General features: G+C 65.5%; 21 protein-coding genes and 1 tRNA gene. 15 read left to right on the top strand and 7 right to left on the bottom strand.

The annotated features are described in order from the left end of the window. Positions 1-16: 16 nt before the first annotated feature. Positions 17-1288 (bottom strand): amino acid deaminase, encoded by a 1272-nt coding sequence (locus IB258_RS10025; RefSeq protein ID WP_192352531.1) that lies wholly within the window; start codon positions 1286-1288, stop codon positions 17-19. Between the two features lie 152 nt (positions 1289-1440). Between IB258_RS10025 and IB258_RS10030 the strand changes: the two genes are divergently transcribed. The 4 genes from IB258_RS10030 (at position 1441) to IB258_RS10045 (ending at position 5533) form a co-directional block, all read left to right on the top strand. Then, positions 1441-2232 carry a deaminated glutathione amidase gene (locus tag IB258_RS10030; RefSeq protein ID WP_192352532.1) on the top strand — a complete coding sequence of 264 codons (792 nt, stop codon included), beginning with the start codon at positions 1441-1443 and terminating at the stop codon, positions 2230-2232. Positions 2233-2310: 78 nt separating this feature from the next. After that, entirely contained in the window at positions 2311-3651 is a 1341-nt protein-coding gene (locus IB258_RS10035; RefSeq protein WP_054450116.1) for a replication-associated recombination protein A, read from the top strand. 42 nt (positions 3652-3693) lie between these two features. Next, positions 3694-5052, top strand: a complete 1359-nt coding sequence (gene serS, locus IB258_RS10040; protein ID WP_175181159.1) for a serine--tRNA ligase — start codon at positions 3694-3696, stop codon at positions 5050-5052. 232 nt (positions 5053-5284) lie between these two features. After that, positions 5285-5533: a hypothetical protein gene (locus IB258_RS10045; RefSeq protein ID WP_082400638.1), complete on the top strand. Its 249-nt coding sequence runs from the start codon at positions 5285-5287 to the stop codon at positions 5531-5533. Between the two features lie 243 nt (positions 5534-5776). On the opposite strand, the gene IB258_RS10050 is transcribed toward IB258_RS10045, so the two are convergent. Continuing rightward, complete coding sequence (locus tag IB258_RS10050) at positions 5777-6106, bottom strand: virulence factor (protein WP_119450778.1); 330 nt, start codon at positions 6104-6106, stop codon at positions 5777-5779. Positions 6107-6413: 307 nt separating this feature from the next. Then, entirely contained in the window at positions 6414-6926 is a 513-nt protein-coding gene (locus IB258_RS10055; protein WP_175159468.1) for a hypothetical protein, read from the bottom strand. A 191-nt stretch (positions 6927-7117) separates the two neighbouring features. On the opposite strand from IB258_RS10055, the gene IB258_RS10060 reads away from it, so the two are divergent. Further along, positions 7118-7315, top strand: coding sequence for a hypothetical protein (locus IB258_RS10060; RefSeq protein WP_013391913.1), 198 nt, complete (start codon positions 7118-7120; stop codon positions 7313-7315). A 67-nt stretch (positions 7316-7382) separates the two neighbouring features. Beyond that, positions 7383-8579 carry an amidohydrolase family protein gene (locus IB258_RS10065; RefSeq protein WP_175159471.1) on the top strand — a complete coding sequence of 399 codons (1197 nt, stop codon included), beginning with the start codon at positions 7383-7385 and terminating at the stop codon, positions 8577-8579. Between the two features lie 10 nt (positions 8580-8589). Here the strand turns inward: IB258_RS10065 and IB258_RS10070 are convergent, their stop codons facing one another. Continuing rightward, the gene (locus IB258_RS10070; protein WP_175213873.1) at positions 8590-9468 is read right to left on the bottom strand and encodes a LysR family transcriptional regulator; all 879 of its coding nucleotides are present in this window, start codon (positions 9466-9468) and stop codon (positions 8590-8592) included. A 158-nt stretch (positions 9469-9626) separates the two neighbouring features. On the opposite strand from IB258_RS10070, the gene IB258_RS10075 reads away from it, so the two are divergent. From IB258_RS10075 to IB258_RS10085, 3 genes are all read left to right on the top strand, one after another. Beyond that, positions 9627-10754, top strand: a complete 1128-nt coding sequence (locus tag IB258_RS10075; RefSeq protein ID WP_192352533.1) for a mandelate racemase/muconate lactonizing enzyme family protein — start codon at positions 9627-9629, stop codon at positions 10752-10754. A gap of 144 nt (positions 10755-10898) precedes the next feature. Beyond that, on the top strand, positions 10899-11879 hold the full coding sequence (locus IB258_RS10080; RefSeq protein ID WP_054450130.1) for a tripartite tricarboxylate transporter substrate binding protein: 981 nt from the start codon (positions 10899-10901) through the stop codon (positions 11877-11879). A gap of 98 nt (positions 11880-11977) precedes the next feature. After that, a complete protein-coding gene (locus IB258_RS10085) occupies positions 11978-13564 on the top strand; it encodes an EAL domain-containing protein (RefSeq protein WP_054450132.1) in 1587 nt (528 codons plus the stop codon). A 15-nt stretch (positions 13565-13579) separates the two neighbouring features. On the opposite strand, the gene IB258_RS10090 is transcribed toward IB258_RS10085, so the two are convergent. Beyond that, the gene (locus IB258_RS10090) at positions 13580-14419 is read right to left on the bottom strand and encodes an IclR family transcriptional regulator (RefSeq protein ID WP_054450135.1); all 840 of its coding nucleotides are present in this window, start codon (positions 14417-14419) and stop codon (positions 13580-13582) included. A gap of 171 nt (positions 14420-14590) precedes the next feature. Between IB258_RS10090 and IB258_RS10095 the strand changes: the two genes are divergently transcribed. The 3 genes from IB258_RS10095 to IB258_RS10105 are packed head-to-tail and all read left to right on the top strand — an operon-like array spanning position 14591 to position 17829. Continuing rightward, on the top strand, positions 14591-16243 hold the full coding sequence (locus tag IB258_RS10095) for an MFS transporter (RefSeq protein ID WP_054450137.1): 1653 nt from the start codon (positions 14591-14593) through the stop codon (positions 16241-16243). Between the two features lie 14 nt (positions 16244-16257). Continuing rightward, positions 16258-17208: a carbon-nitrogen hydrolase family protein gene (locus tag IB258_RS10100; RefSeq protein WP_192352534.1), complete on the top strand. Its 951-nt coding sequence runs from the start codon at positions 16258-16260 to the stop codon at positions 17206-17208. Positions 17209-17211: 3 nt separating this feature from the next. After that, a complete protein-coding gene (locus IB258_RS10105; protein ID WP_119450782.1) occupies positions 17212-17829 on the top strand; it encodes a flavin reductase family protein in 618 nt (205 codons plus the stop codon). A gap of 78 nt (positions 17830-17907) precedes the next feature. On the opposite strand, the gene IB258_RS10110 is transcribed toward IB258_RS10105, so the two are convergent. Both IB258_RS10110 and IB258_RS10115 read right to left on the bottom strand, forming a co-directional pair. Continuing rightward, positions 17908-18207, bottom strand: a complete 300-nt coding sequence (locus IB258_RS10110; RefSeq protein ID WP_192329814.1) for an EAL domain-containing protein — start codon at positions 18205-18207, stop codon at positions 17908-17910. An 855-nt stretch (positions 18208-19062) separates the two neighbouring features. Continuing rightward, positions 19063-19153: transfer RNA gene (locus tag IB258_RS10115), tRNA-Ser, on the bottom strand. A 286-nt stretch (positions 19154-19439) separates the two neighbouring features. On the opposite strand from IB258_RS10115, the gene IB258_RS10120 reads away from it, so the two are divergent. The 3 genes from IB258_RS10120 (at position 19440) to yaaA (ending at position 22328) form a co-directional block, all read left to right on the top strand. Further along, positions 19440-20657, top strand: a complete 1218-nt coding sequence (locus IB258_RS10120; RefSeq protein WP_054450164.1) for a cation:proton antiporter — start codon at positions 19440-19442, stop codon at positions 20655-20657. A gap of 102 nt (positions 20658-20759) precedes the next feature. Continuing rightward, positions 20760-21542, top strand: a complete 783-nt coding sequence (locus IB258_RS10125; RefSeq protein WP_119450785.1) for a 3-hydroxybutyrate dehydrogenase — start codon at positions 20760-20762, stop codon at positions 21540-21542. Positions 21543-21557: 15 nt separating this feature from the next. After that, the gene (gene yaaA, locus IB258_RS10130) at positions 21558-22328 is read left to right on the top strand and encodes a peroxide stress protein YaaA (RefSeq protein ID WP_054450168.1); all 771 of its coding nucleotides are present in this window, start codon (positions 21558-21560) and stop codon (positions 22326-22328) included. Positions 22329-22364: the final 36 nt, after the last annotated feature.

A 22364-nucleotide genomic window follows, 5' to 3' on the forward strand; every position in this document is an offset into this window, starting at 1 on the left:
CGGCGGGCAGGGCCGTTCAGAAGAAGGTTTCGGCCACGTCGGTAACGCGGTATTGCTCGTCCACCAGCAGCACCTGGCGCCACTTGTCGAAGGTCAGGCAGGGGTGGGAAATATCGAAGGCGATCATGTCGCCGACCTGGATGTCGTCGCCTGCGCCGATCTGCATGAAGGCGTGCTGGTCCATCATCGCGCTCAGCTTCCAGTGGCCGGGAGCCTGGCCGGGCGCGGCGTCACGGCCGGGGCGGTACAGCGCGGCGGGCGTGGGCAGGCCGGCGTCGAAGGCGGCGTCGCGCTTGCCCATGGCGACGATGGCGCGGCCCGGTTCGGGCAGAGACTGCACGTAGGCCCAGACCTGCAAGGCCGGCTGCAGGCCGGGTTCCATCTTTTGCGCGACCGGATTGTGGGCGTTGATGCGCTCGGCGGCCGAGCGGTAGATGCCGACGTCGTGCGACAGGTAGCAGCCGGGGCGCAGCACGATTTCCAGCGGCGCGCCGATGTCCAGTTGCGAGAATTCTTCGGCCACCACGTCGAACCAGGCGGAGCCGGCGCCAGAGATCAGGGCGGGGCCGTTCTTGCGCAGGCGGCCGGCGGCGGCGAGGCCGCGCAGGGCGTCGGCGGCGCGGCGCAGGAAGGCGCGGATGGCGTCTTCTTCCTGCAGCACGCCTTCGTAGACTTCGATGCCGGCCAGGGCCAGGCCGGGCCATTTGCCGATTTCGTCGACCAGCGCCCGCAATTGGGCGTCGTCGCGCACGCCGGTGCGGCCACCCTGCGGGCCCAGCTCGATCAGCACCGGCAGGGTCAGGCCCTGTTCGCCGAAGTAGGCGCCCAGCTGGGCCGCGTTGGCCGGGGAGTCCACTATGCAGAAAAAGGTGAAGGCCGGGTCGCGCAGCACGTGCGCGATGATGGCCATGTTGGCGCGGCCCACCAACTGGTTGGCCATCAGGATCCGGCGCACGCCGTGCTGGTAGGCGGCCCGGACCTGCGGGGCGGTTGCCAGCGTGATGCCCCAGGCGCCGCCTGCGATCTGGCGCTGGAACAGCGCCGGGCTCATGGTGGTCTTGCCATGGGGCGCAAGCTTGACCTTGTACGCTTCCATGAAGCGCTGCATCCATTGCAGGTTATGGCGCACGCGGGCTTCGTACAGCACCGCCACGGGCAGGCTGACGTCCTCATTGAGCAGGTTCCAGTTCAGCGCCGCCACGCCGGCGGTGGTACAGGATTCCGGAAAGGCGCCCAGGCCTTTGCCGTTCACGTCCAGGGGGGCTGCGGGGAAGGAGGAGTTCGTCATGGGGCGCCTGCTATGGAAAATATTTACGTCAAACCTGGTTTTTTTCATTATCGTGAAAAGAATTTACAAGCGGGAGTTAGGAGTTTCCCGTAGTCGGCGCTGGCCGGCGGTTGGCGCGACAATAGGAAAAACCTCCGACACAAGGAAGCGTCATGCTGAAAGTTGCTTTGGGCCAGTTCGCCGTCAGCCGCGTCTGGGAAGAAAACGCCCAGGTCTGCATAGACTTGATGGAGCGCGCCCGCGCCGGCGGCGCCGGCCTGCTGGTCTTGCCCGAAGGCATCCTGGCCCGCGACATCACCGATCCGCAGATCGTCCTGAAGGCTGCCCAGCCGCTGGACGGTCCCTTCATGAGCCGCCTGCTGGAAGCCAGCCGCGGCTCGCAGTTGGCGACCATGATGTGCGTGCATGTGCCGACCGGGGAAGGGCGGGTCTGGAACACGCTGGTGACGCTGCAAGACGGCAAGATCCTGTCGCAATACCGCAAGCTGCACCTGTACGACGCCTTCAACATGAAGGAATCCACCAACGTCACGCCCGGCGTCGACATCCCGCCGCTGCTGGACATCGGCGGCCTGCGCGTGGGCCTGATGACCTGCTACGACGTGCGCTTCCCCGAACTGGCGCGGCGCCTGGCGCTGGACGGCGCCGACCTGCTGGTGCTGCCGGCGGCCTGGGTTCGCGGCCCGTTGAAGGAAATGCACTGGGAAGTGCTGGTCACGGCGCGCGCGCTGGAAAATACCTGCTATGTGGCTGCCACCGGCGAATGCGGCGAACGCAACATCGGCTGCAGCATGGTGGTGGATCCGCTTGGTGTGGTGACGGCGCGGGCGGGCGAAGCCCCGGCTCTGGTTTTCGCCGATATCGACCCCGAACGCCTGGCCCATGCCCGCAAGGTATTGCCGGTGCTGGTGAACCGCCGCTTCGCGCCGCCGGGACTGGCCTAGGACCGCTAAGGGAGGCAGGCCCGCGCCATGGTGTAATGCTGGCTTGAATTACTTGCTGTCTCCCCTCATCTTCTGCCAATGAGCAACGATCTCTTCGCGGCCGATCCTGCGCATCGGCCCTATGTGCCCCTGGCCGAGCGGCTGCGCCCGCGGACCCTGTCCGACGTGGTCGGACAGTCGCATCTGCTGGGGCCCGACAAGCCCCTGCGCGTCGCCTTCGACTCGGGCCGGCCGCATTCCATGATCTTCTGGGGGCCGCCAGGCGTGGGCAAGACCACGCTGGCGCGCCTGATGGCGGACGGCTTCGACGCGCAGTTCATCGCCATCTCGGCGGTGCTGGGCGGGGTCAAGGACATCCGCGACGCGGTCACCGTGGCGCAGGTGGCGCAGGGCCAGGGACGACGCACCATCCTCTTCGTCGACGAGGTGCACCGCTTCAACAAGGCGCAGCAGGATGCCTTCCTGCCCTATGTGGAAAGCGGGCTGTTCACCTTCATCGGCGCCACCACCGAAAACCCCTCGTTCGAGGTCAATTCGGCGCTGTTGTCGCGGGCGCGGGTGTACGTGCTGCAATCGCTTACCGCCGAGGAGCTGCAACAGCTGGTCGACCGCGCCGTGCAGGCCCTGAACGACGGGCTGGAAGAGGGCGAGCGCATCCATGTCGAGGCCGACGCGCGCGAACAGCTGGCGGCCTGGGCCGACGGTGACGCGCGCCGCCTGATCAGCGCCGTGGAAGTGGTGGCCGAGTCGGCCCAGGCCGCCGGCCGCGATACGGTGGACGCGGCCTGGCTGGAGATCTCGCTGTCGCAGAACCTGCGCCGCTTCGACAAGGGCGGCGACGCGTTCTACGACCAGATCAGCGCACTGCACAAGTCGGTGCGCGGCTCCAACCCAGACGCCGCGCTGTACTGGTTCTGCCGCATGATCGACGGCGGTGCCGATCCCAAATACCTGTCGCGCCGGCTGGTGCGCATGGCGGTGGAAGACATCGGCCTGGCCGATCCCCGCGCCACCGACCTGGCCGTGAACGGCGCCGATATCTACGAACGCCTGGGCTCGCCAGAAGGCGAACTGGCCCTGGCGCAGGCGGTGGTCTACATGGCCTGCGCGGCCAAGTCGAACGCCGTCTACAACGCCTACAACCAGGCGCGCAAGTTCGCGGCCGAGCACGGCAGCGCGCCGGTGCCGATCCACCTGCGCAATGCGCCCACCAAATTGATGAAGCAGCTGGGCCATGGCAAGGCCTACCGCTACGCGCACGACGAGCCGCACGGCTACGCCGCCGCCGAGCAATATTTCCCCGATGGACTCAATCCCTCCTTCTATCGGCCGACCGATCGCGGCCTGGAGGCTAAAATCCAGCAAAAGCTGGCATTCCTGCGCGAGCTGGACGCACAGGAACGCGCCAAGAAACGGTAACGGGCGTCGCCCGTTGCTTCACGCAACCTCACCGATATCACCATGCTAGACCCGATACTGCTGCGCAAAGACCTGCAAACCGTCGTAGACCGCCTCAAGAGCCGTGGCGTGTCCTTCGACACGGAACGGTTCAATGAGCTGGAATCCCGCCGCAAGGCCGTCCAGACTGAAACCGAGTCCCTGCAAGCCCGCCGCAACGCGCTGGCCAAGCAGATCGGCCAGCTCAAGGCCAAGGGCGAGGACGCCAGCGCCGTCATGGCCGAATCGCAGGCCGTGCCCGTGCGCCTGAAGCAGCTGGAAGAAGAGCTGGCCGCCTTGCAGCAGCCGCTCAATGAACTGCTGATGTCGGTGCCCAACCTGCCGCACGCCAGCGTGCCGCTGGGCGAATCCGCCGACGACAACGTCGAAGTGCGCCGCTGGCTGCCGGGCGCGGCCGGCGCCGACGGCAATCCGCCGGCCCTGGCGTTCGAGGCCCGCGACCACGTCGCCATCGGCGAGCCCCTGGGGCTGGACTTCGACATGGCCGCCAAGCTGTCCGGCGCCCGCTTCTCGTTCATGCGCGGCCCGATTGCGCGCCTGCACCGTGCGCTGTCGCAGTTCATGCTGGACCTGCAGACGGGCACGCACGGCTACACCGAGTGCTACACCCCCTACATCGTCAATGCCTCGACGCTGTACGGCACGGGCCAGCTGCCGAAGTTCAAGGACGATATGTTCGCGGTGTCCAAGGGCGGCGGCGACGACGATCCCAAGGTCGATGACCAGGGCAAGCCGTACGTGCGTGAAGACCAGTACCTGATCTCCACCTCGGAAATCACCTTGACCAGCGTGGCGCGCGACACCATCCAGGCCGCTTCCGACCTGCCGCTCAAGCTCACGGCGCACACGCCGTGCTTCCGCTCGGAAGCCGGCAGCGGCGGCCGCGATACCCGCGGCATGATCCGCCAACACCAGTTCGACAAGGTCGAAATGGTGCAGATCACCCAGCCCGATCAGTCCTACGAGGCGCTGGAAGACATGGTGGGCCATGCCGAGCGCGTGCTGCAACTGCTGGGCCTGCCCTACCGCGTTGTGCTGCTGTGCACGGGCGACATGGGCTTCGGTTCGGCCAAGACCTATGACCTGGAAGTGTGGCTTCCCGCGCAGAACACCTGGCGCGAGATTTCCTCGGTGTCGAACTGCGAAACCTTCCAGGCCCGCCGCATGCAGGCGCGCTTCCGCAATGCCCAGGGCAAGCCGGAATACGTGCACACGCTCAACGGTTCGGGCCTGGCCGTGGGCCGCGCGCTGGTCGCCGTGCTGGAAAACCACCAGCAGGCAGACGGCAGCGTGCTGATTCCGGAGGCGCTGCAGCCTTATATGGGCGGCCTGACGGTGCTGAATCCGGCACCGAAAGCCTGACGTTTTTCAGCTGTCCATCCGTCATTTGGCGGAGTAAAAGACGGAGCCTTCGGGCTCCGTTTTTTTTTATTATCTGTACATATTCCTGTCGCCTCGGGCCTTTAAGCTGCCTGCGCGAGTGTTTGATTATGATGTGAGCAATTGTGTATTCCAATAAAAGGGCCGGATAGTTACGGCACAATATGCCCCGTGTGCTACACGCTTCATTCACTTAAATAACAAGGAGTTGCCCATGACTTCAAGAATGATTGGAGATTTTCGTGTGAGATGCTCCGTAGCTCAGGAAGACGAGCAGGGCTACCGTGTGCAGATATGGACGCGCCGGGTTGGCGGCACCGCGCCGGAAAAGTGCTGGACCGTGCCCGGACAGGCGCCGTTTTCGAGCCTGCACGAAGCCGAGCAGGAAAGCCTGCAACTGTTCCAGGGCATCAACGGCGTGCGTTTCAACGGTGAACCGGAGTTTGCCCATGCGTCCGCATAATGGTTGGTGGCGGTCGTCGAGCGAGCCCCGCCGTTGGATCGATCTCGTTCAGGAAACGCCGCGGTGGAGCGATGCCAAAGCCAGCAAGGCTCCGCAGCAACCGGTGGTGTTGGTCGGCAAACCCGTGCAGGCTCCTGCAGCCTGAGGTGCTTTCCGCGCGGCACCGGACATTGCCCCGCAGAAAAAAAAGGCCACTCGCAAGAGTGGCCTTTGCTTTTTCCGGCGCCTGGCGGCCGTCACGCGTTAATCGCGGTCATGTCCGCGGCCGCGGCCGTGGTGGTGGTCATGTCCGCGTCCGCGGCCATAGTAATAGCCGCGGTCGTAATAGCGGCCGCCGCCGCGGTAATACACCGGCGCCGGGTAGACCACCGGCGGCGCGACATACACCGGCGCGGGGCGGTAATAGACGGGCGGCGGGGGAGGCACATACACGGGCTGCGGCGCGACGTAGACCGGCGCGGGGTATACGATCCCCGGTATGCCGATCGAGATGCCGACGTCCACGCGAGCCAGGGCGACGCTGGAGATCAGCAGACCAGCGGCACCAGCACCAGCGATAAGCCATTTTTTCATCTTGCACCTGCCTGCCGCTTGACGCAGCAAAGTTGAGTATTCGTTGATGCCATTTTCGGGCTTTTCGATCAGGCAGACGTAAGCGGGCCCGCGTCAATCGCGACAATCCGCAACCGTCCCCGCCCATATGGCATGCGGCTTGCTGCTACGCAACAGCGTGAGTCCGCTCTGATGCGGCCGCGATTGAAATGGATTGAAATCGCCTGGAATCAGGTGAAGCCGAGTGGCCAGGTTACAGGCAGTCACCATCCGCCCCTGTTTCCGCGTAACGACGTTGCGCGGGCGCACCAGTTTTTTGGGGCAGGAGCTAGGCGTCCCGCTCCCCATCGGCCTGTTGGCGACGGAATTCGACCACCCAGACCCACGGGTTCGCTGCCCAGGCGTGCGAGCCGTAACGCTCGCACCAGGTCAAGGCGAAGGCGGTCTGCAGCGGCACGCCCGGCAATAGGGCGGAGCTTTGGTACAGGGCTTGCGTGCCTTCGGCGCGGGCATCGGCTTCGGACAGCGTTTGCAGGCGCTGGACGCGCACGCCCACGATAACGGCGGTGGCGAAGGTATTACCGGCTTCGTCGGTCAATTCGATACTGTCGCCGGATTTTCCAAATGGGCACCTGACCCAGCTTGAGGTCTTGCGCAATTCGGATGGATTATCCAGCGACGGGCCCATGGCCACCCATCTGCCGGAATCCGCGGCGTCCGCATACCAGACCGTGGTCAGTTTGGTCGGTTGCGGCTTCAGGATGCGCCGGCTCTGCACTTTACGGCCGTCCAAAACAGCTTGTTTAAGCGGCTCGCTGAATTGAAGAGACTGCCTTTTCATACGCTCGCGGTTCCTCCAACGGTCAAAGCATATGCGCCAATGCGGCGACAGCCTGGTCGACGCATGCCTACTGTGCGGGCGGTTTGGGCCTGGAATCGGGAAGTATGCCGCCTCAAGGCCATCATGTCAGGCATGAGCTGGATTTATGTGTCTTTTTGAATACGGCGCGGGGATGTTTGTATACTCGAAACATGACTACGAACCTGCATGATCTCAAGCCGGGTTACTACTGGTACACCATGGCAAATGACCCGCTCGCCATCATTCATATCCATGAGGATGGCGGCGCCACGCTGATGGGTACGGATTACCGCATCGGCGCCGAAGGCGTGGCCGACATGGTCCGCCAGGGTGAACGTTTCTTCTGGATAGAACCGCCCCAAGCCTGAGCTTGATGGCGCGTGCCGCCTGGTCTGCGCAAGGCCGGCCGCCACGCGCGGCGCCTGGAATCCTGCCATGACCAATCTGTTTTTGAAGAATGTCCGCGCCCCGCAAGGCGGCGCGGTGGACGTGCTGGTGCGCGACGGGCGCATTCAGGGTATCGGGCCGGGCCTCGCCGCCGCGCCCGGCATGCCTGTCGAGGACGGCGCAGGCGCCTTGCTGCTGCCTGGCCTGGTCGAAGGCCATACTCACCTGGACAAGACCACCTGGGATTCGCCCTGGTACGTAAACGAAGTGGGCCCGGCGCTGACCGACCGCATCGAGAACGAACGCGTCTGGCGCGCCCGCAGCGGCCATGACGCGGCCAGCCATTCGCGCGCCCTGGCGCTGGCCTTCCTGCGCGAAGGCACGACCCGCATCCGCACGCACGTGGACATCGATACCGACGCCGGGCTGCGCCATCTGGAGGGTGTGCACGCCACGCGCCAGGAGCTGGCCGGACGCGTCGAGATCCAGACCGTGGCCTTTCCCCAGTCGGGCCTGCTGGTCCGGCCCGGCACGGCCGAGCTGCTGGACCAGGCGCTGGCGCAGGGCGCGGATGTGCTGGGCGGGCTGGATCCCTCGGCCATCGACCGGGATCCGGCGAGGTCGCTCGACGTGCTGTTCGGCCTGGCGGACAAGCATCACAAGCCCGTCGATATCCATCTGCACGAGCCGGGCGAACTGGGCGCCTTTACCCTGGACCTGATCCTGGACCGCGTCCAGGCGCTGGGTATGCAGGGCAAGGTTGTCATCAGCCACGCCTTCTGTCTGGGCGGCGTCGACGCCAAGCGGCTGGACGGCCTGCTGCGGCGGCTGGCCGCGCTGGACGTGGCCTTGCTGACGACCGCGCCGCCGTCGCGGCCCGTGCCGGCCGTGCGCGCCTGTCGCGAGGCGGGGGTGACGATCTTCGGCGGCAACGATGGCATCCGCGATACCTGGACGCCTTACGGCAGTCCCGACATGCTGGCGCGCGCCATGCTGATCGGGCTGCGCAACGACCTGCGGCGCGACGACGAGGTCGAATGGGCGTTCGATTGCGTGACCGCCGCCGCGGCCCGCGCCTGTGGTTTCAGGGACTATGGCCTGGCGCCGGGCGCGCGCGCCGACCTGGTGCTGGTCGACGCCAGCTGTATTGCGCAAGCCGTGGCAACGCGCGCGCCGCGCCGCCTGGTGGTGTCGGGCGGCGTGGTCGTGGCGCGCGACGGCCGCGACGCAAACGCACAGGGCTGATCTTCCGCGCTCAGTCCAGGCCGAGCTGGGTCTCGGCCATTTCCACGAAGGCCTGCATCAGCGCCGAACGCACGCCGGAGCGCAGCCAGACCGCGCCCACGGTGCGCACCGGGCAGGGCGGCGGCAAGGGCCAGCGCCTGACGCGGGCTGACGGTTCACCGGTGGTCGCCCAATCCGGCAGCAGCGCCACGCCCAATCCTTCCGACACCAGTTTGGCAATGGAATCGATTCCATCCAGCTCGAAGCGCACGTGCGGCCGCAGGCTGCGCGCACGCAGGTAGTCGTCGGCCATCTTGCCGCCCACCACGCTGCGGTCATAGCAGATATAGGGTTCGCGAGCGATGACTTCCAGCGGATCGCGCACCTTCATGTCGGCCGGCGTGACCAGCACCAGCGGTTCTTGCCGCAGGTCGCGCCAGGCGCAGGTCTTGGGGATGGCGAATAGCGGATGCACCAGCAGCGCGCCGTCCAGTTCGCCGGACAGCACCTTGCCGTAGAGCAGGGTGGTGGGCGCGGGTTCTATGTAGATTTCAATGTGGGGATGGCGCGCGGTCCAGGCGCGCAGCACGGGCGGCATGATGCCGGTCAGCGCGGTGGGCGTGGCGCCCAGGCGCAAGGGGCCCGCCGGCAGTTCGGTGTCGGACGCGGCCGAACGCAGGTCGCGCACGTCGCGCAGGATGGCGCGGGCGCGCTCCAGGATCCGCATGCCGGCCTGGGTGGGCTTCACGGTGCGGCCGGAGCGCGCGATCAGGGCGCTGCCCATATCCGTTTCCAGCGCGCGCAGGCGCTGCTGCACCGTGGCGGGCGTCAGCCCCTGGTGGCGCGCGGCCTGGGCGATGGAACCCAGCTCCACCACGTGCACATAGGTTTGCAGAAAGCGCGAATCCACGAACCAGCTTCTCCTGAAAAGATGCTTTTTCCATATTCTAAAGATGGATGAAGATAATTGTTGTTTTCTTTTGCCGCGGCAAGAATACGTTCAGAGCGTTGAGGCCCCGCAAGCCGCGCAGGCCCCGCCCGACCATCCCGATTACCAAGGAGCCAGTTGTGCCCATCATTGAATCCATAGACGTGTGCGCCGCCGCGGTGCCCCTGGACAAGGTCACCTCGTTTTCGAACCGCACCGTGTCCACGCGGCACTACGGCCTGGTGAAGGTCCGTTCCTCCGACGGCGTGGAAGGCATCGGCTTCTGCTACGTGGGCAGCGCCGGCGGCGCCATCTTCGAAGCCGCGGTGCAGAACCTGCTGGGCCCCGTGCTGCTGGGCAAGGATTCGCTCGCCGTCGAAGGCCTGTGGCAGGCGATGTACCAGGAAGCCCTGCTGCAAGGCCGGCAAGGCACGGTAATGCGCGCATTGAGCGCCCTGGACATCGCGCTGTGGGACCTGAACGCCAAGACCGTCGGCCTGCCGCTGCACAAGTACCTGGGCGCGGTCGAGCTCGAAACCGTGCCGGCCTATGCCAGCGGCGGCTATTACCTCGACGGCAAGACGCCCCAGCACCTGGGCGAGGAAATGGCGAGCTACGTGGACAAGGGCTTTCGCGCCGTGAAGATGAAGACCGGCCGCCTGTCCCCGGCCGACGAAGAGGCGCGCCTGAAGGCGGCGCGCGAGGCCATCGGCCCCGACGTCGAGCTGATGATGGACTGCAACAACGCCTGGCAGGACGTGACCCAGGCCATGCAGTACATCCGCCGCTTCGAACAGTACGATCCGTACTTCATCGAAGAACCCTTCGGCCCCGACGACATCGACAGCCACGCCAAGCTCGCGCGCCTGACGCGCCTGCCCATCGCCACCGCCGAGATCGGCTATGGCCGCTGGTATCACAAGGAGCTGCTGGACAAGGGCGCAGCCGGCATCCTGCAGACCGACGCCGCCGTCTGCGGCGGCATCACCGAATGGAAGCGCATCGCCGCTACCGCTGCCAGCTACGGCGTCGTGGTTTGCCCGCACTGGTTCCATGACGTGCATGCGCCGCTGGTCGCCGCGACGCCGAATGCACGCTACGTCGAATTTTTCTGGGACGATCAGGTCCTGAACTTCCGCAGGCTGGTCGACCGCCAGTTGACGCACAAGCAGGGGCGCGTGGTGTTGCATCAGGAGCCCGGCCTGGGCTTCGGCTTCGACGAGCGCATGGTCGAGCGCTACGGCAAGTGGAGCCGGGTCGCTGGTTGAGGGCAGGGCGCGCGGCCTGCGGGCCGCGCGCAGCAGCGCAGGAGCATCGCAGCCTGGCCGCGCCAGACGGCCGCTTGCGGTGAGCGGTGACAGAGTTTCGAGAACCAGTCGCCGGCCATCGGACCGGCGCGCGAGGAGACAGCAATGCAACGTAGGCAATTCATGACCGGCGCCGCGGCGCTGGGAGCCGCGCTGGTCCTGCCGGCGGCGGCGCGGGCGCAAGACCTGCCGCAGGGGCCGGTGAAGATCGTGGTGGGCTTTCCCGCCGGCGGCGGCACCGACGTGCTGGCGCGCCTGCTGGGGCAGAAGCTGGGCGTGATGTGGAATATTCCCGTCATCGTCGAAAACCGCGCGGGCGCGGCCGGCATCATTGCCGCCGAACAGGTGGCGCGCCAGCCCAACGACGGCAACACGCTGTTGATGGCGCACGTCAACAGCCACGGCATCGCGCCGGGCCTGCAGCCCAAGCTGGCCTATTCGGTGGACCGCGACTTCACGCCCATCGCGCTGGTCGGAAAGACGCCCACCATCCTGATCGGCGGCGCCTCTCAGCCCGCCAAGACGCTGCCCGAGCTGGTCGCGCTGTGCAAGGCGCAGCCGGGCAAGATCGTGTTCGGTTCGGCCGGCAGCGGTTCGGCGCAGCACCTGGCGCTGGAGATCTTCAAGGCCCGCGCCGGGATTGATGTGCTGCACGTGCCCTACAAGGGTTCGGCTCCCTTGATGAACGACCTGCTGGGCGGCCACGTGCAGTACTGCTTCGAAGGCATGACCACCGCCACGCCGCTGGTGCAGTCCGGCAAGGTGATCGCGTTGGCGCAGACTCTGCTGCAGCGCTCCAAGAGCCACCCCAATGTGCCGACCGTGGCCGAACAGGGCTATCCCGGCTTCGAGGCCAGCATCTGGTTCGGCATGGTCGGTCCGGGCAAGATGCCGGCCGCCATGGTCCAGCGCATGAACCAGGACATCGACCGGGCGCTGGCGATGCCGGATGTGCAGGAAAAGCTGGCGCAGGTGGGCGCGGAGGATGGCGGCGGCAGCGTCCAGCGCTTTGCCGACTTCATGAAGCAGGAGCAGCAGAAGTACGCCCAGACCATCCGCGACGCGAAGATCGTGGCGGAAGGCTGAAACGGCGGCTGCGAGCGGAAATTGATGGAGACACTGCCCCCTCAAAAAGTGTAAAAAGATATAACCTCGCCAGCCGGCGATCCCTGGGGACGGCCTCGATGCCGCGCAAGTTTGTAATCGGCATCGCCATCGCTCTCGCCGCCGCCGCGGCGCTGTTGCCCATCGGCTTCGCGCTGCACATGTCCTGGTCCCGCGCCGTCGCGGGCGAACAGCGCTATCTGGACGACCAGGCCCAGCGCATCCTGAGGGACACGCAGGACTTGCTGGACCAGACCGTGACCACGCTGCGCGATCTGGACGGGCTGGCATTCGAACCCTGTTCACCCCAGCACATCCGCCATATGCGGGCCCTGGCCCTGAGGGACCGGGCCGTGGACGATCTGGCCTACGTGGCGGGCGGCATCGTCCAGTGCACCACCTGGGGCGTGCCCAGCTACGAAGAGCCGCTGGTTCCGGCCCAGGTCGAACTGGCCAATGGTGGACGCCTGTTGCTGGACGCAGTGCCCGTCTTGAGCCCCGGCATCAGGATGGTGGCCGTGCGCCACGGCGATTACAGCGCCTTGTTCGAACCAGGCCGGTTCACCGAAAAGGCGCTCACGGACGGCGCGCAACTTGCCGTGGTCCTGCCGGGCGTGGGCATGCTGGGCACCCGCAACGACCCCGATCTCGTGCTGGTATCGCAGGCGCTGAATGGCGGCAAGCTGGACATCGACGAGGCCTATCTCAGCGCCGTCGCCCGCAATGCGGACCTGGCCGTCGTCCTGCTCGAACCTCAAACCGAAGCGCTGGACATGCTGCCGCGCGAACGCCTGTTCTGGTTGCCCATGGGGACGCTGGTCGCGGCGGCCATGATCGCGCTGGTCGTCTGGCTGTCGCGCCGGCGCCTGTCGATCGCGGGCGAATTGGCCGCCGGCATCAGGCGGCGGGAATTCGTCGTCCACTACCAGCCCATCATCGACCTGCGCACTGGCCGCTGCATCGGCGCGGAGGCGCTGGTGCGTTGGATCAGGCGCGGCGGCAAGACCCTGAGACCTGATCTGTTTATCTCGATCGCCGAGGACAACGGCCTGATGGCCCGCATCACCGAAGAGGTGTTTCGCCTGGTGATCCGGGATATGGAGGATCTGCTGGGCGAGGACCGGGGGGCGCACATCTCGGTCAACCTGAGCGCCAGCGATCTCAAGGATGGCGGGGCGTTGCGGGTGTTGCAGCGCATGCTCGAAGGCACGGTCATCGATCCCCGGCAGATCTGGCTGGAAGCCACCGAACGCGGCTTCATGGACGTGGACAAGGCCTGCAGCGTGATCGAACAGGCCCGGGCGCAAGGCCATGCCGTGGCCATCGACGACTTCGGCACGGGTTACTCCAGCCTGTCCTATCTGCAGCGGCTGCCGCTCGACTCGCTGAAGATCGACAAGTCCTTCGTCGACACCATCGGCACCGATTCCGCGACCCACAAGGTCACGGACCACATCATCGACATGGCCAAGTCGCTGAACCTGCTGACCGTGGCCGAAGGCATCGAACGTCAGGAACAGGAAGACCACCTGAAAGCGCGCGAGGTGGATTTCGGCCAGGGCTGGCTGTACGGCAAGCCCATGCCGGCGCCGGAGTTCATCGCTTACTACAAGAAAAACGTGGCCAGCACGCCGCCGCCCAGCCGGCTGCCCGACGCGCGGAGGTGAGGGCGGCAGAAGCGCCTAGCGCGCCTGCGGCTCCACCCAGCCTGCCGTTGCCGAGATCGAGCGGGCTTTTTCACTGAGCAGCCGCGCCGTGTCGGATTGCAGGTCGTCGTCGATGGCGCCCACCGGGCCCATCAGCGTGATGGCCGCCTTCATCTCGCCCAGCATGTCGAAAATGGGCGCGGACAGCGACGTGAAGTGCGGTAGCAGCGCGTCGCGGCAACGGCTGAGGTGGTGTTCGAGCACTTCCTCGCGGATGGCCTGCACGTCCTTTTGCGTGTAGGACTTGCCGCCATATCCGTCCGAACCGGCCGAGGCCATTTCCTGTTCCAGCAGTTCGCGCGTGCTGGCTTCCGGCAGGTGCGCCAGGAAGTTGCGGCCCAGCGCCGAGGACAGCAGCGGCAGCACGCTGCCCACGCGCAGTTCCAGCAGGGGGCGGCTGCGGGCGCCTTCGACGCGGTAGACGATGGTCGGGCCCTTGTTGCCCCACACGCCCAGGAACACGGTGTGGCCGGTGACCGCGGCCACTTCGGCCATGATGGGCCGGGCGGTGGTGAATACGTCGAACTGTTCCAGGGCCGCCAGGCCCAGCCGCAGGGCATAGGGACCCAGGCCGTAATGGCCCGTATCCGCGTGCTGCTGCACCACGCCCACCTTCTGAAAGCTGACCAGGTAGTAGTGGACGTTGGGTACCGTCAGTTCACAGGCATCCGCGATTTCCTTCAGGGGCAGGGGGCGGCCGGCCTTGCGGATGACGTCCAGGATCCGGAATCCCACTTCGATCGACTGGATGCCCCTGCGCGCGGCGGCAGGCGCCTGTTCCGCGTTCTTTTCCATCTTGCCGGCGGGCCTTGCCATTGCTGCCTCCACTGTTTTTCTGGCGGGAGTGTAGCAGCGGGGCGGACCCTTGCCGCCCGGGCGCGCGGGCGGCTTCGCCGGGTTTCCCCTAGTTTTTCAGGTCCTGGGTTAAGTTTGATAATAGTTAATGAATACAGCATTATCAATCTAAAGCGATTGGGGAAAGCAAGCATGGAAGCGAATGTGGCAATGCCGCGGATCGACGCCGGTCCGACGCTCAGCAGGAAAGAGGAACGCCAGGTGGTGGTGGCCTCGACCCTGGGCACCTTGTTCGAGTGGTACGACTTTTTCATTTACGGGACCCTGGCCGTCTTCATGAGCCAGGTGCTGTTCCCGCAGGACAACCCCACGGTGGCACTGCTGGCCGCGCTGGGCGCGTTGGCGGTGGGCTTCATCATCCGGCCCCTGGGCGCCGTGATGTTCGGCTACCTGGGCGACAAGCTGGGCCGCAAGTACACCTTCCTCATCACCGTGGTGATGATGGGCGGCGCAACCGTCCTGATCGGCTGCCTGCCCACCTATGAATCGGCCGGCCACTTGTCATGGATCCTGCTGCTGACCCTGCGCGTGGTGCAGGGCCTGGCGGTGGGCGGCGAGTACGGCGGCGCGGTCATTTATGTGGCCGAGCACTGCGAGCCCAAGCGCCGAGGCCTGCTGACGGGCTGGATCCAGATCACGTCCTCGGCGGGCCTGATCCTGTCCCTGATCGTGATCCTGTGCACCCAGGCATCCATGAGCGCCGAGGATTTCCGCCAGTGGGGCTGGCGCCTGCCGTTCATCCTGTCGATCGTGATGCTGGCGATTTCGATCTACGTGCGCGCCAAGCTGCACGAGTCGCCCGTGTTCACGCGCATGAAGCAGCAGAACCGCCTGTCCAAGAACCCGGTCAAGGAGACCTTCGGCCAATGGTCCAGCCTGCGGCTGGTGCTGCTGGCGCTGATCGGCGTCACCGCCGGCCAGGGCGCTACCTATTTCACCGGCCAGTTCTACGTCATGATCTTCATGCAGCAGGCCGTGCAACTGGACCAGACCAGCGTCTACACGCTGATCCTGATCGGTTTCATCATCGGCGCGCCGACCTTCGTGCTGTTCGGCTGGCTGTCGGACCGCATCGGCCGCAAGTGGATCATGATGGTCGGCTTGTTCGTCGCGGCGCTGGGCTACCACTCCATGTTCGACGTGCTGCTCAAGGCGGGCAACCCGGCCCTGGCGCAAGCCATGCAGACCACCCCGGTGCGCGTGCATGCCGACACCAGCGGCGGCGCCTGCGACTTCGGACTGCAGGCCGCCATGATAGGCAGCCATGCCGACCACAAGAAGGTCTGCGTGCAGGCCAAGAAATTCCTGGTCGGCAAGGGCATCAACTTCGAATACGCCGCGCCGCTGCCCGGCCAGAGCATCGCCATGAGCGTGGGCGGCACGACCGTCAACGGCTTTGACCGCGCTGCCTACACCAGCGCGCTGACGGCCGCCGGCTATCCGGAGCGCGCCGATCCCGCGCGCGTCGACCGCACGACCATCATTCTGATCCTGGTGCTGATGACGGCCGTTGTCGCCATGGTCTACGGCCCGGTGGCGTCCTATCTGGTCGAACTGTTCCCGGCCCGCATCCGCTATACGGCGCTATCCTTCCCGTACCACATCGGCGCCGGCATCTTCGGCGGCATCGTGCCCTTTACCGCCACCTACCTGGCTCAGGCCAGCGGCAATATCTTTGGCGGCCTGATGTATCCGGTCGTCGTGACCGCGGTGGTCGGCGTCATCGGCAGCCTGTTCCTGCCGAACACCCGCGCCCGCGCCATCGACGAAGACGCTGCACACTGAGAAAGAGGAGAGACATGTCCACGCAACAGAGCTTCAAGGCTGCCGTCATCCAGGCGGCCTCCATTCCCACCGACAGCGTCGCCTGCGCCGAAAAGGCGGCATCGCTCATCCGCCAGGCGGCCGAGCAGGGCGCCCGCGTGCTGGTGTTCCCCGAGGCGTTCCTGGGCGGCTATCCCAAGGGCAACTCCTTCGGCGCGCCCATCGGCATGCGCAAGCCCGAGGGCCGCGACGCCTTCGCCAGCTATCACAACCAGGCCATCCGGCTGGATGGCGAAGAGGTCGCGCTGGTGGCCCAGGCCGCGGCCGACACCGACAGCTTCGTGGTCATGGGCTGCATCGAGGCCGATGGCGGCACGCTGTACTGCACGGTGCTGTACTTCAATGGCCGTGAAGGGCTGGCGGGCAAACACCGCAAGCTCATGCCCACCGCCGGCGAACGCCTGATCTGGGGCTTCGGCGATGGTTCCACCATGCCCGTCTTCGACACGCCCTACGGCAAGATCGGCGCGGTCATCTGCTGGGAAAACTACATGCCCATGCTGCGCATGTACATGTACAGCCAGGGCGTGGCGCTTTATTGCGCGCCGACCGCCGACGACCGCGATTCCTGGATTCCCAGCATGCGCCACATCGCGCTGGAGGGGCGCTGCTATGTGCTCACGGCCTGCCAGCATCTGCGCCGCGATGCCTATCCCGACGATTTCGAATGCGCGCTGGGCGACGCACCCGACACCGTGCTGATGCGCGGCGGCAGCGCCATCATCGATCCGCTGGGCGAAGTGCTGGCAGGGCCGGATTTCTCAGCCGAGACCATCCTGTACGCCGACATCAACCCCAACCAGATCCTGCGCGGCAAGTACGACTTCGACGTCTCGGGCCACTACGCCCGCCCCGACGTGTTCCAGCTGCAGGTCGACACCCGTGAAAAGCGGGCCGCCTCGGCGCTGAATGCCGGGGAGGCTTGAATCATGCATTTTGATTTCAGCGCCTTGCCGACGCAGACGGTCTACAACGTGCTGACCTCGACCGTCACCCCGCGCCCGATCGCGTGGCTTACCACCATTTCGGACAAAGGCGTTGTCAACGCGGCTCCCTTCAGCTTCTTCAATGTCATGGGGCCTCAGCCGCCGACGGTCGCCATCGGCCTGATGCGCCATGCCAGCGGCGAACTGAAGGATTCCGGCGCCAACATCATCGAGAACGGCGAGTTCGTGGTGAACCTGGTGCCGGAGTCGCTGGTTGCGCAGATGAACCAGACCTGCGCCGATTACCCGGCGGACGTGGACGAGATGGCGGCGGCCGGCCTGACCGCGCTGCCGGCTACACACGTGCGTCCCCCGCTGATCAAGGGCAGTCCGGTGTCGCTGGAATGCGTCAGCCAGGCAACCATCGTGACCGGCCCGCGCCAGCTCGTGGTGATCGGCCGGGTGCTGGGCGCGCACGTAGACGATGCCTATGTGCAGGACGCCGAGCGCGGCTACATGGACACGCCGGCCATGGGGCTGATCGCGCGCATGCACGGCGGCGGCTGGTACGCGCGCAGCACGGACCTGTTCCAGTTGGCGCGGCCGACGGCGCCCTTGTGATAGTCAGGCGGGCGGCCCCGCCTTCGCTTGCTGCAATGGATGCGCAGAGCGTAGTGGCCCGCGGGGCGACGGGAGCGCTCACAGGAAGTCGGAAACTTCGCACGGTCTGCCAAACAGAAAGCCTTGAAAGGCTGAGCAGCCAATGTTCCGTAGATAGGCAAATTGCTCGGCCGTTTCCACGCCCTCGGCGACCACATCCACCTCCAGGGCCTGGGCCAGCATGACGATGGCCCCGACTATGCCCTGATCCTTCTTGCTCACGACAACTTCGTCGATAAAGGTCTTGTCGATTTTTATTCGGGAGATCGACAGGTATTTCCGGTTGCTCAACGCATCCTGCAGCGCATGGAATGACTGAATGGCAGCATGGTGATACATGGGCCCTCTCTAGCTGTTGGAGGGATTGCGGGCGTCGAAAGAACTGGGCGTCGGCCTAGGTTAGGAGAATGCCGCAGCCGGGTCTTGCCATTCGATGCCAAGTACGAAGCAGCCGTTCAAGCCGGTCTCGAAAAGGCATGGGAGACGCCGATCTTCCTGTCTTGACAGGTATTGCCTCGCTCTGAATACTCCTGGCGCGCCGATGGGGGGGCTCGAGTCTGCGGCTTGCAATATGGTGCCAAAGTGACATGGGTCCATATCTGGCGATGGGGCGCTGTCGGGCCATTTCGATGCTCGCCCCGGTGGGGCTGCACTTCGGATCCCTCCGTCCGGCCACCGGCTCAAGGCATCTACCCATGAACGGGGTCCAAACCCAACGCATTAGGCAACTGCCAGCCGAGGACCCCGGAGCCATCCGAAGCGCAGCCCCACCGGGGCGAGCATCGGAATGGCGCAGGGCAGCCTCGGCGGCTAAAGGACTCTGGCATCCGCAAGCTCGAAGCCCTACCGCCCCGCACTTCGGTTTTGTGAGGCAGCGTTCTTGAGTCGCCGCCGTCCGGACTGCGGAATTCCGATGCTCGCCCCAGTGGGGCTGCGCTTCGGATCCCTCCGTCCGGCCACCGGCTCGCGGCATCTGCCCATTACGGGATCCAAAACCAACGCATTAGGCGCCTACCAGCCGAGGACCCCCGGGGCCATCCGAAGCGCAGCCCCACCGGGGCGAGCATCGGAATGGCGCAGGGCTTGCCTACACGCAAGCCGGCGCGCGCCGAGCCTGTGCGTTTTTAGTTTTTATGAAGTCCGAAGGAAAAAGAAAAAGGCCAATCCCGAGGGAATGGCCTTTTTTGCAATACTTGGCGGAGAGGGTGGGATTCGAACCCACGGTACGGGGATACCGTACGCCTGATTTCGAGTCAGGTACATTCGACCACTCTGCCACCTCTCCGTGGCTGGGTTTCGTAACGGCGGTGTTCCTGGCTGGCCTGGGTTACCCCAAGGGCCGGGTCTTCCACTAAAGATCCCTGGTCGGAAGGATCTTCGTTGTCGAAGCAGCGAAGCCCGCAATTCTACAGGATTTTTTTTGTTTGTGTAAAGGGGGTGGTTGAAAGTCCCCCACAGCGGGTTTCAACCGGCTTTCAGCGGCGGCGATCTTTGCCCAGAATTCCGACATGCCCGGCGTCCCTGCCCGGCACTCTTCTCTTCTCGGCGCTCATCCCGGAACCGCTAGTCCCATGGATCTCATCCTTATCCTTTTGCTTGCGGCCGTGCTGTGCGTGCCCCTGACCCAGCTGCTGGGCCTGGGCGCGATCCCGGGCTATCTGCTGGCCGGCGTGCTGGTGGGGCCGTCCTGCCTCAGGCTCGTCACCAATGTGGACACCATGATCAATGTGTCCCAGTGGGGCGTGGTGATGATGCTGTTCATCATCGGGCTGGAGCTCTCGCCCAAACGCCTGTGGGCCATGCGCAACGAAGTCTTCGTGCTGGGTTCCTTGCAGATGCTGGCCTGCGGGCTGCTGCTGGCGGTGGTGTTCGGCGCGGCGCTGCGGCATCTGGCCGGCATGGAATGGCAGGCGGCAATCCTTTGCGGGCTGTCGCTGGCCCTGTCGTCCACGGCGGTGGCCTTGCGGCTGCTGGACGAACGCGTGCTGACGCGCACGCCGCTGGGCAGGTCGGCGCTGGGGATACTGCTGTTCCAGGACATGGCGGCGATCCCGATGCTGGTGGCGGCGGGCCTGCTGGGTTCGGATGGCGCCTCGGCGCCTTCCTTCAAGGAGGCGCTGATCGCCGTGGTGGTGGTCGCGGCGGCGTACCGGCTGCGGCTGCTGGGCTGGGCTGCCAAGGCGCAGTTGAATGAATTGTTCACGGCCGCCGCCCTGCTGATGGTGGTGGGCGCTGCTCAACTGTTCGACTACGCCGGCCTGTCCGCGGGCCTGGGCGGGTTCCTGGTGGGCGTGCTGATGGCCGAGTCGCGCTATCGGGATGACCTGGAAAAGGCCATCGACCCGTTCAAGGGGCTGCTGCTGGGCCTGTTCTTCGTAGCCATCGGCATGTCCGTGAATCTGAAGGTGGTGGCCAACCACTGGCCCTTCATTCTTGTAGGCGTATTCGCGCTGCTGCTGGTCAAGGCCTTGATTCTGTACGGCTTTTCGCGCTTTCTGGGCCTGCCGCGCTATCACCGCCTGCTATTCGCGCTGGCGCTGGCGCAGGGCGGGGAGTTCAGCTTCGCCATCTTCAACGAAGCCTGGGACAACAATCTGATGAACCTGGAACAGCGCGACTTGCTGTCCGTCATCGTGGCGATTTCGATGGGCGTGGTGCCGATGCTGATCAAGCTGCTGGAACGCATACCCGAGAACCGGGGCGGCATGGCCGATCTGCCGGCAGCGGAACCGGTCCAGGACGAGGCGCCGAAACCTCCCGCGCCGCGCGATCCTCCTCCCGCTGCTTGACCCTGCGTGCCGTACGGGCATGGCATGATTGCCGTCATGCCGGGCAGCTACACTTGACCCTTGCTTGGCCCGTCCAATGTGCTCGACCACAGGAGAATGCTCATGCTTAAAGGAAAAGTCGCCCTTGTCACCGGTTCCACCAGCGGCATCGGCCTGGGTATCGCCACTGCCTTCGCCCAGCAAGGCGCCGATATCGTCTTGAACGGCTTCGGCGATGCGGCCGAAATCGAAAAGCTCCGCGCCGGCCTGGCCGACAAGCATGGCGTGAGGGTCATCTACGACGGCGCCGACCTGTCCAAGGGCGCGGCCGTGCGCGAGCTGGTCGAGAACGCCGTGCGCCAGTTGGGCCGCATCGACATCCTGGTCAATAACGCCGGCATCCAGCACACCGCGCTGATCGAGGATTTCCCCGCTGAAAAATGGGACGCGATCCTGGCGCTGAACCTGTCGGCAGTGTTCCACGGCACCGCCGCCGCCTTGCCGCACATGAAGAAGCAGGGCTTCGGCCGCATCATCAACATCGCCTCGGCCCATGGCCTGGTGGCTTCGGCGAACAAGTCGGCCTATGTCGCCGCCAAGCACGGCGTGGTCGGCTTCACCAAGGTCACCGCGCTGGAAACGGCCGGCCAGGGCATCACGGCCAACGCTATCTGCCCGGGCTGGGTACGCACTCCGCTGGTCGAAAAGCAGATCACCGCGCTGGCGGAAAAAGATGGCGTGGACCAGGAAACCGCCGCGCGCGAACTGCTGAGCGAAAAGCAGCCGTCGCTGCAATTCGTGACGCCGGAGCAACTGGGGGGCACCGCCGTGTTCCTGGCCTCGGACGCCGCCGCGCAAATCACAGGTACGTCCGTCTCGGTCGATGGCGGCTGGACGGCACGCTAAAAAAGGAATTCCCGAATGCTGTTTTTGCTTTCTCCCGCCAAGAAGCTGGATTACGACTCGCCGCTGCACATCGAGACGCATACCCAGCCGCTGTTCGTGGACCAGGCCGCCGGCCTCATCAAGGTGCTGAAGACCAAGTCGGCCGAGGACATCTCCGAGCTCATGAGCTTGAGCCCGGCGCTGTCCGAACTCAACGTGCAGCGCTATGCCCACTGGAAGCGCAGCTTCACGCAGGCCAACTCGCGCCAGGCGGTGCTGGCCTTCAACGGCGACGTCTACGAAGGGCTGGAGGCCGCGACCCTGTCGGCCAAGCAGCTGGACTGGGCGCAAGAGCACGTGGCCATCCTGAGCGGCCTGTATGGCGTGCTGCGCCCGCTGGACCTGATGCAGCCCTACCGCCTGGAAATGGGCACGCGCCTGGCCACGCCCAAGGGCAAGAACCTGTACGAGTACTGGGGCCCGGCCATCGCTGACTATCTCAACGAACGGCAGGCCGGCCAGAAGGCGCCCGTGATCGTCAACCTGGCGTCCGAGGAATACTTCAAGTCGGTCGACCTGAAGACGCTGAAGGCGCGCGTCGTGCAATGCGTATTCCAGGACTGGAAGAACGGCGCCTGGAAGGTCATCAGCTTCCACGCCAAGCGCGCGCGCGGCCTGATGGCGCGCTACGCGATCCTGCACAAAGTGTCCAAGCCCGAAGGCCTGCAAGGCTTCGACCTGGAAGGCTACAAGTTCGACGCCTCTGCCTCGTCGGAAGACAAGCTGGTGTTCCGCCGCAAGGTCTGATCCGGTCCCGGGCCTTGCGCCCGGGACTCCCCATTC

The sequence above is a fragment of the Achromobacter sp. ACM02 genome (genome assembly GCF_014851605.1).
Lineage (GTDB): Bacteria > Pseudomonadota > Gammaproteobacteria > Burkholderiales > Burkholderiaceae_B > Achromobacter > Achromobacter aegrifaciens.

Coding starts and splice junctions, on each gene's coding strand:
- IB258_RS10030 (WP_192352532.1), top strand. CDS start 1,441: ATGCTGAAAGTTGCTTTGGGCCAGTTCGCCGTCAGCCGCGTCTGGGAA.
- IB258_RS10025 (WP_192352531.1), bottom strand. CDS start 1,288: ATGACGAACTCCTCCTTCCCCGCAGCCCCCCTGGACGTGAACGGCAAA.
- IB258_RS10120 (WP_054450164.1), top strand. CDS start 19,440: ATGGATCTCATCCTTATCCTTTTGCTTGCGGCCGTGCTGTGCGTGCCC.
- IB258_RS10035 (WP_054450116.1), top strand. CDS start 2,311: ATGAGCAACGATCTCTTCGCGGCCGATCCTGCGCATCGGCCCTATGTG.
- IB258_RS10065 (WP_175159471.1), top strand. CDS start 7,383: ATGACCAATCTGTTTTTGAAGAATGTCCGCGCCCCGCAAGGCGGCGCG.
- serS (WP_175181159.1), top strand. CDS start 3,694: ATGCTAGACCCGATACTGCTGCGCAAAGACCTGCAAACCGTCGTAGAC.
- IB258_RS10090 (WP_054450135.1), bottom strand. CDS start 14,419: ATGGCAAGGCCCGCCGGCAAGATGGAAAAGAACGCGGAACAGGCGCCT.
- IB258_RS10100 (WP_192352534.1), top strand. CDS start 16,258: ATGTCCACGCAACAGAGCTTCAAGGCTGCCGTCATCCAGGCGGCCTCC.
- yaaA (WP_054450168.1), top strand. CDS start 21,558: ATGCTGTTTTTGCTTTCTCCCGCCAAGAAGCTGGATTACGACTCGCCG.
- IB258_RS10110 (WP_192329814.1), bottom strand. CDS start 18,207: ATGTATCACCATGCTGCCATTCAGTCATTCCATGCGCTGCAGGATGCG.
- IB258_RS10095 (WP_054450137.1), top strand. CDS start 14,591: ATGGAAGCGAATGTGGCAATGCCGCGGATCGACGCCGGTCCGACGCTC.
- IB258_RS10085 (WP_054450132.1), top strand. CDS start 11,978: ATGCCGCGCAAGTTTGTAATCGGCATCGCCATCGCTCTCGCCGCCGCC.
- IB258_RS10060 (WP_013391913.1), top strand. CDS start 7,118: ATGACTACGAACCTGCATGATCTCAAGCCGGGTTACTACTGGTACACC.
- IB258_RS10045 (WP_082400638.1), top strand. CDS start 5,285: ATGACTTCAAGAATGATTGGAGATTTTCGTGTGAGATGCTCCGTAGCT.
- IB258_RS10080 (WP_054450130.1), top strand. CDS start 10,899: ATGCAACGTAGGCAATTCATGACCGGCGCCGCGGCGCTGGGAGCCGCG.
- IB258_RS10105 (WP_119450782.1), top strand. CDS start 17,212: ATGCATTTTGATTTCAGCGCCTTGCCGACGCAGACGGTCTACAACGTG.
- IB258_RS10055 (WP_175159468.1), bottom strand. CDS start 6,926: ATGAAAAGGCAGTCTCTTCAATTCAGCGAGCCGCTTAAACAAGCTGTT.
- IB258_RS10050 (WP_119450778.1), bottom strand. CDS start 6,106: ATGAAAAAATGGCTTATCGCTGGTGCTGGTGCCGCTGGTCTGCTGATC.
- IB258_RS10125 (WP_119450785.1), top strand. CDS start 20,760: ATGCTTAAAGGAAAAGTCGCCCTTGTCACCGGTTCCACCAGCGGCATC.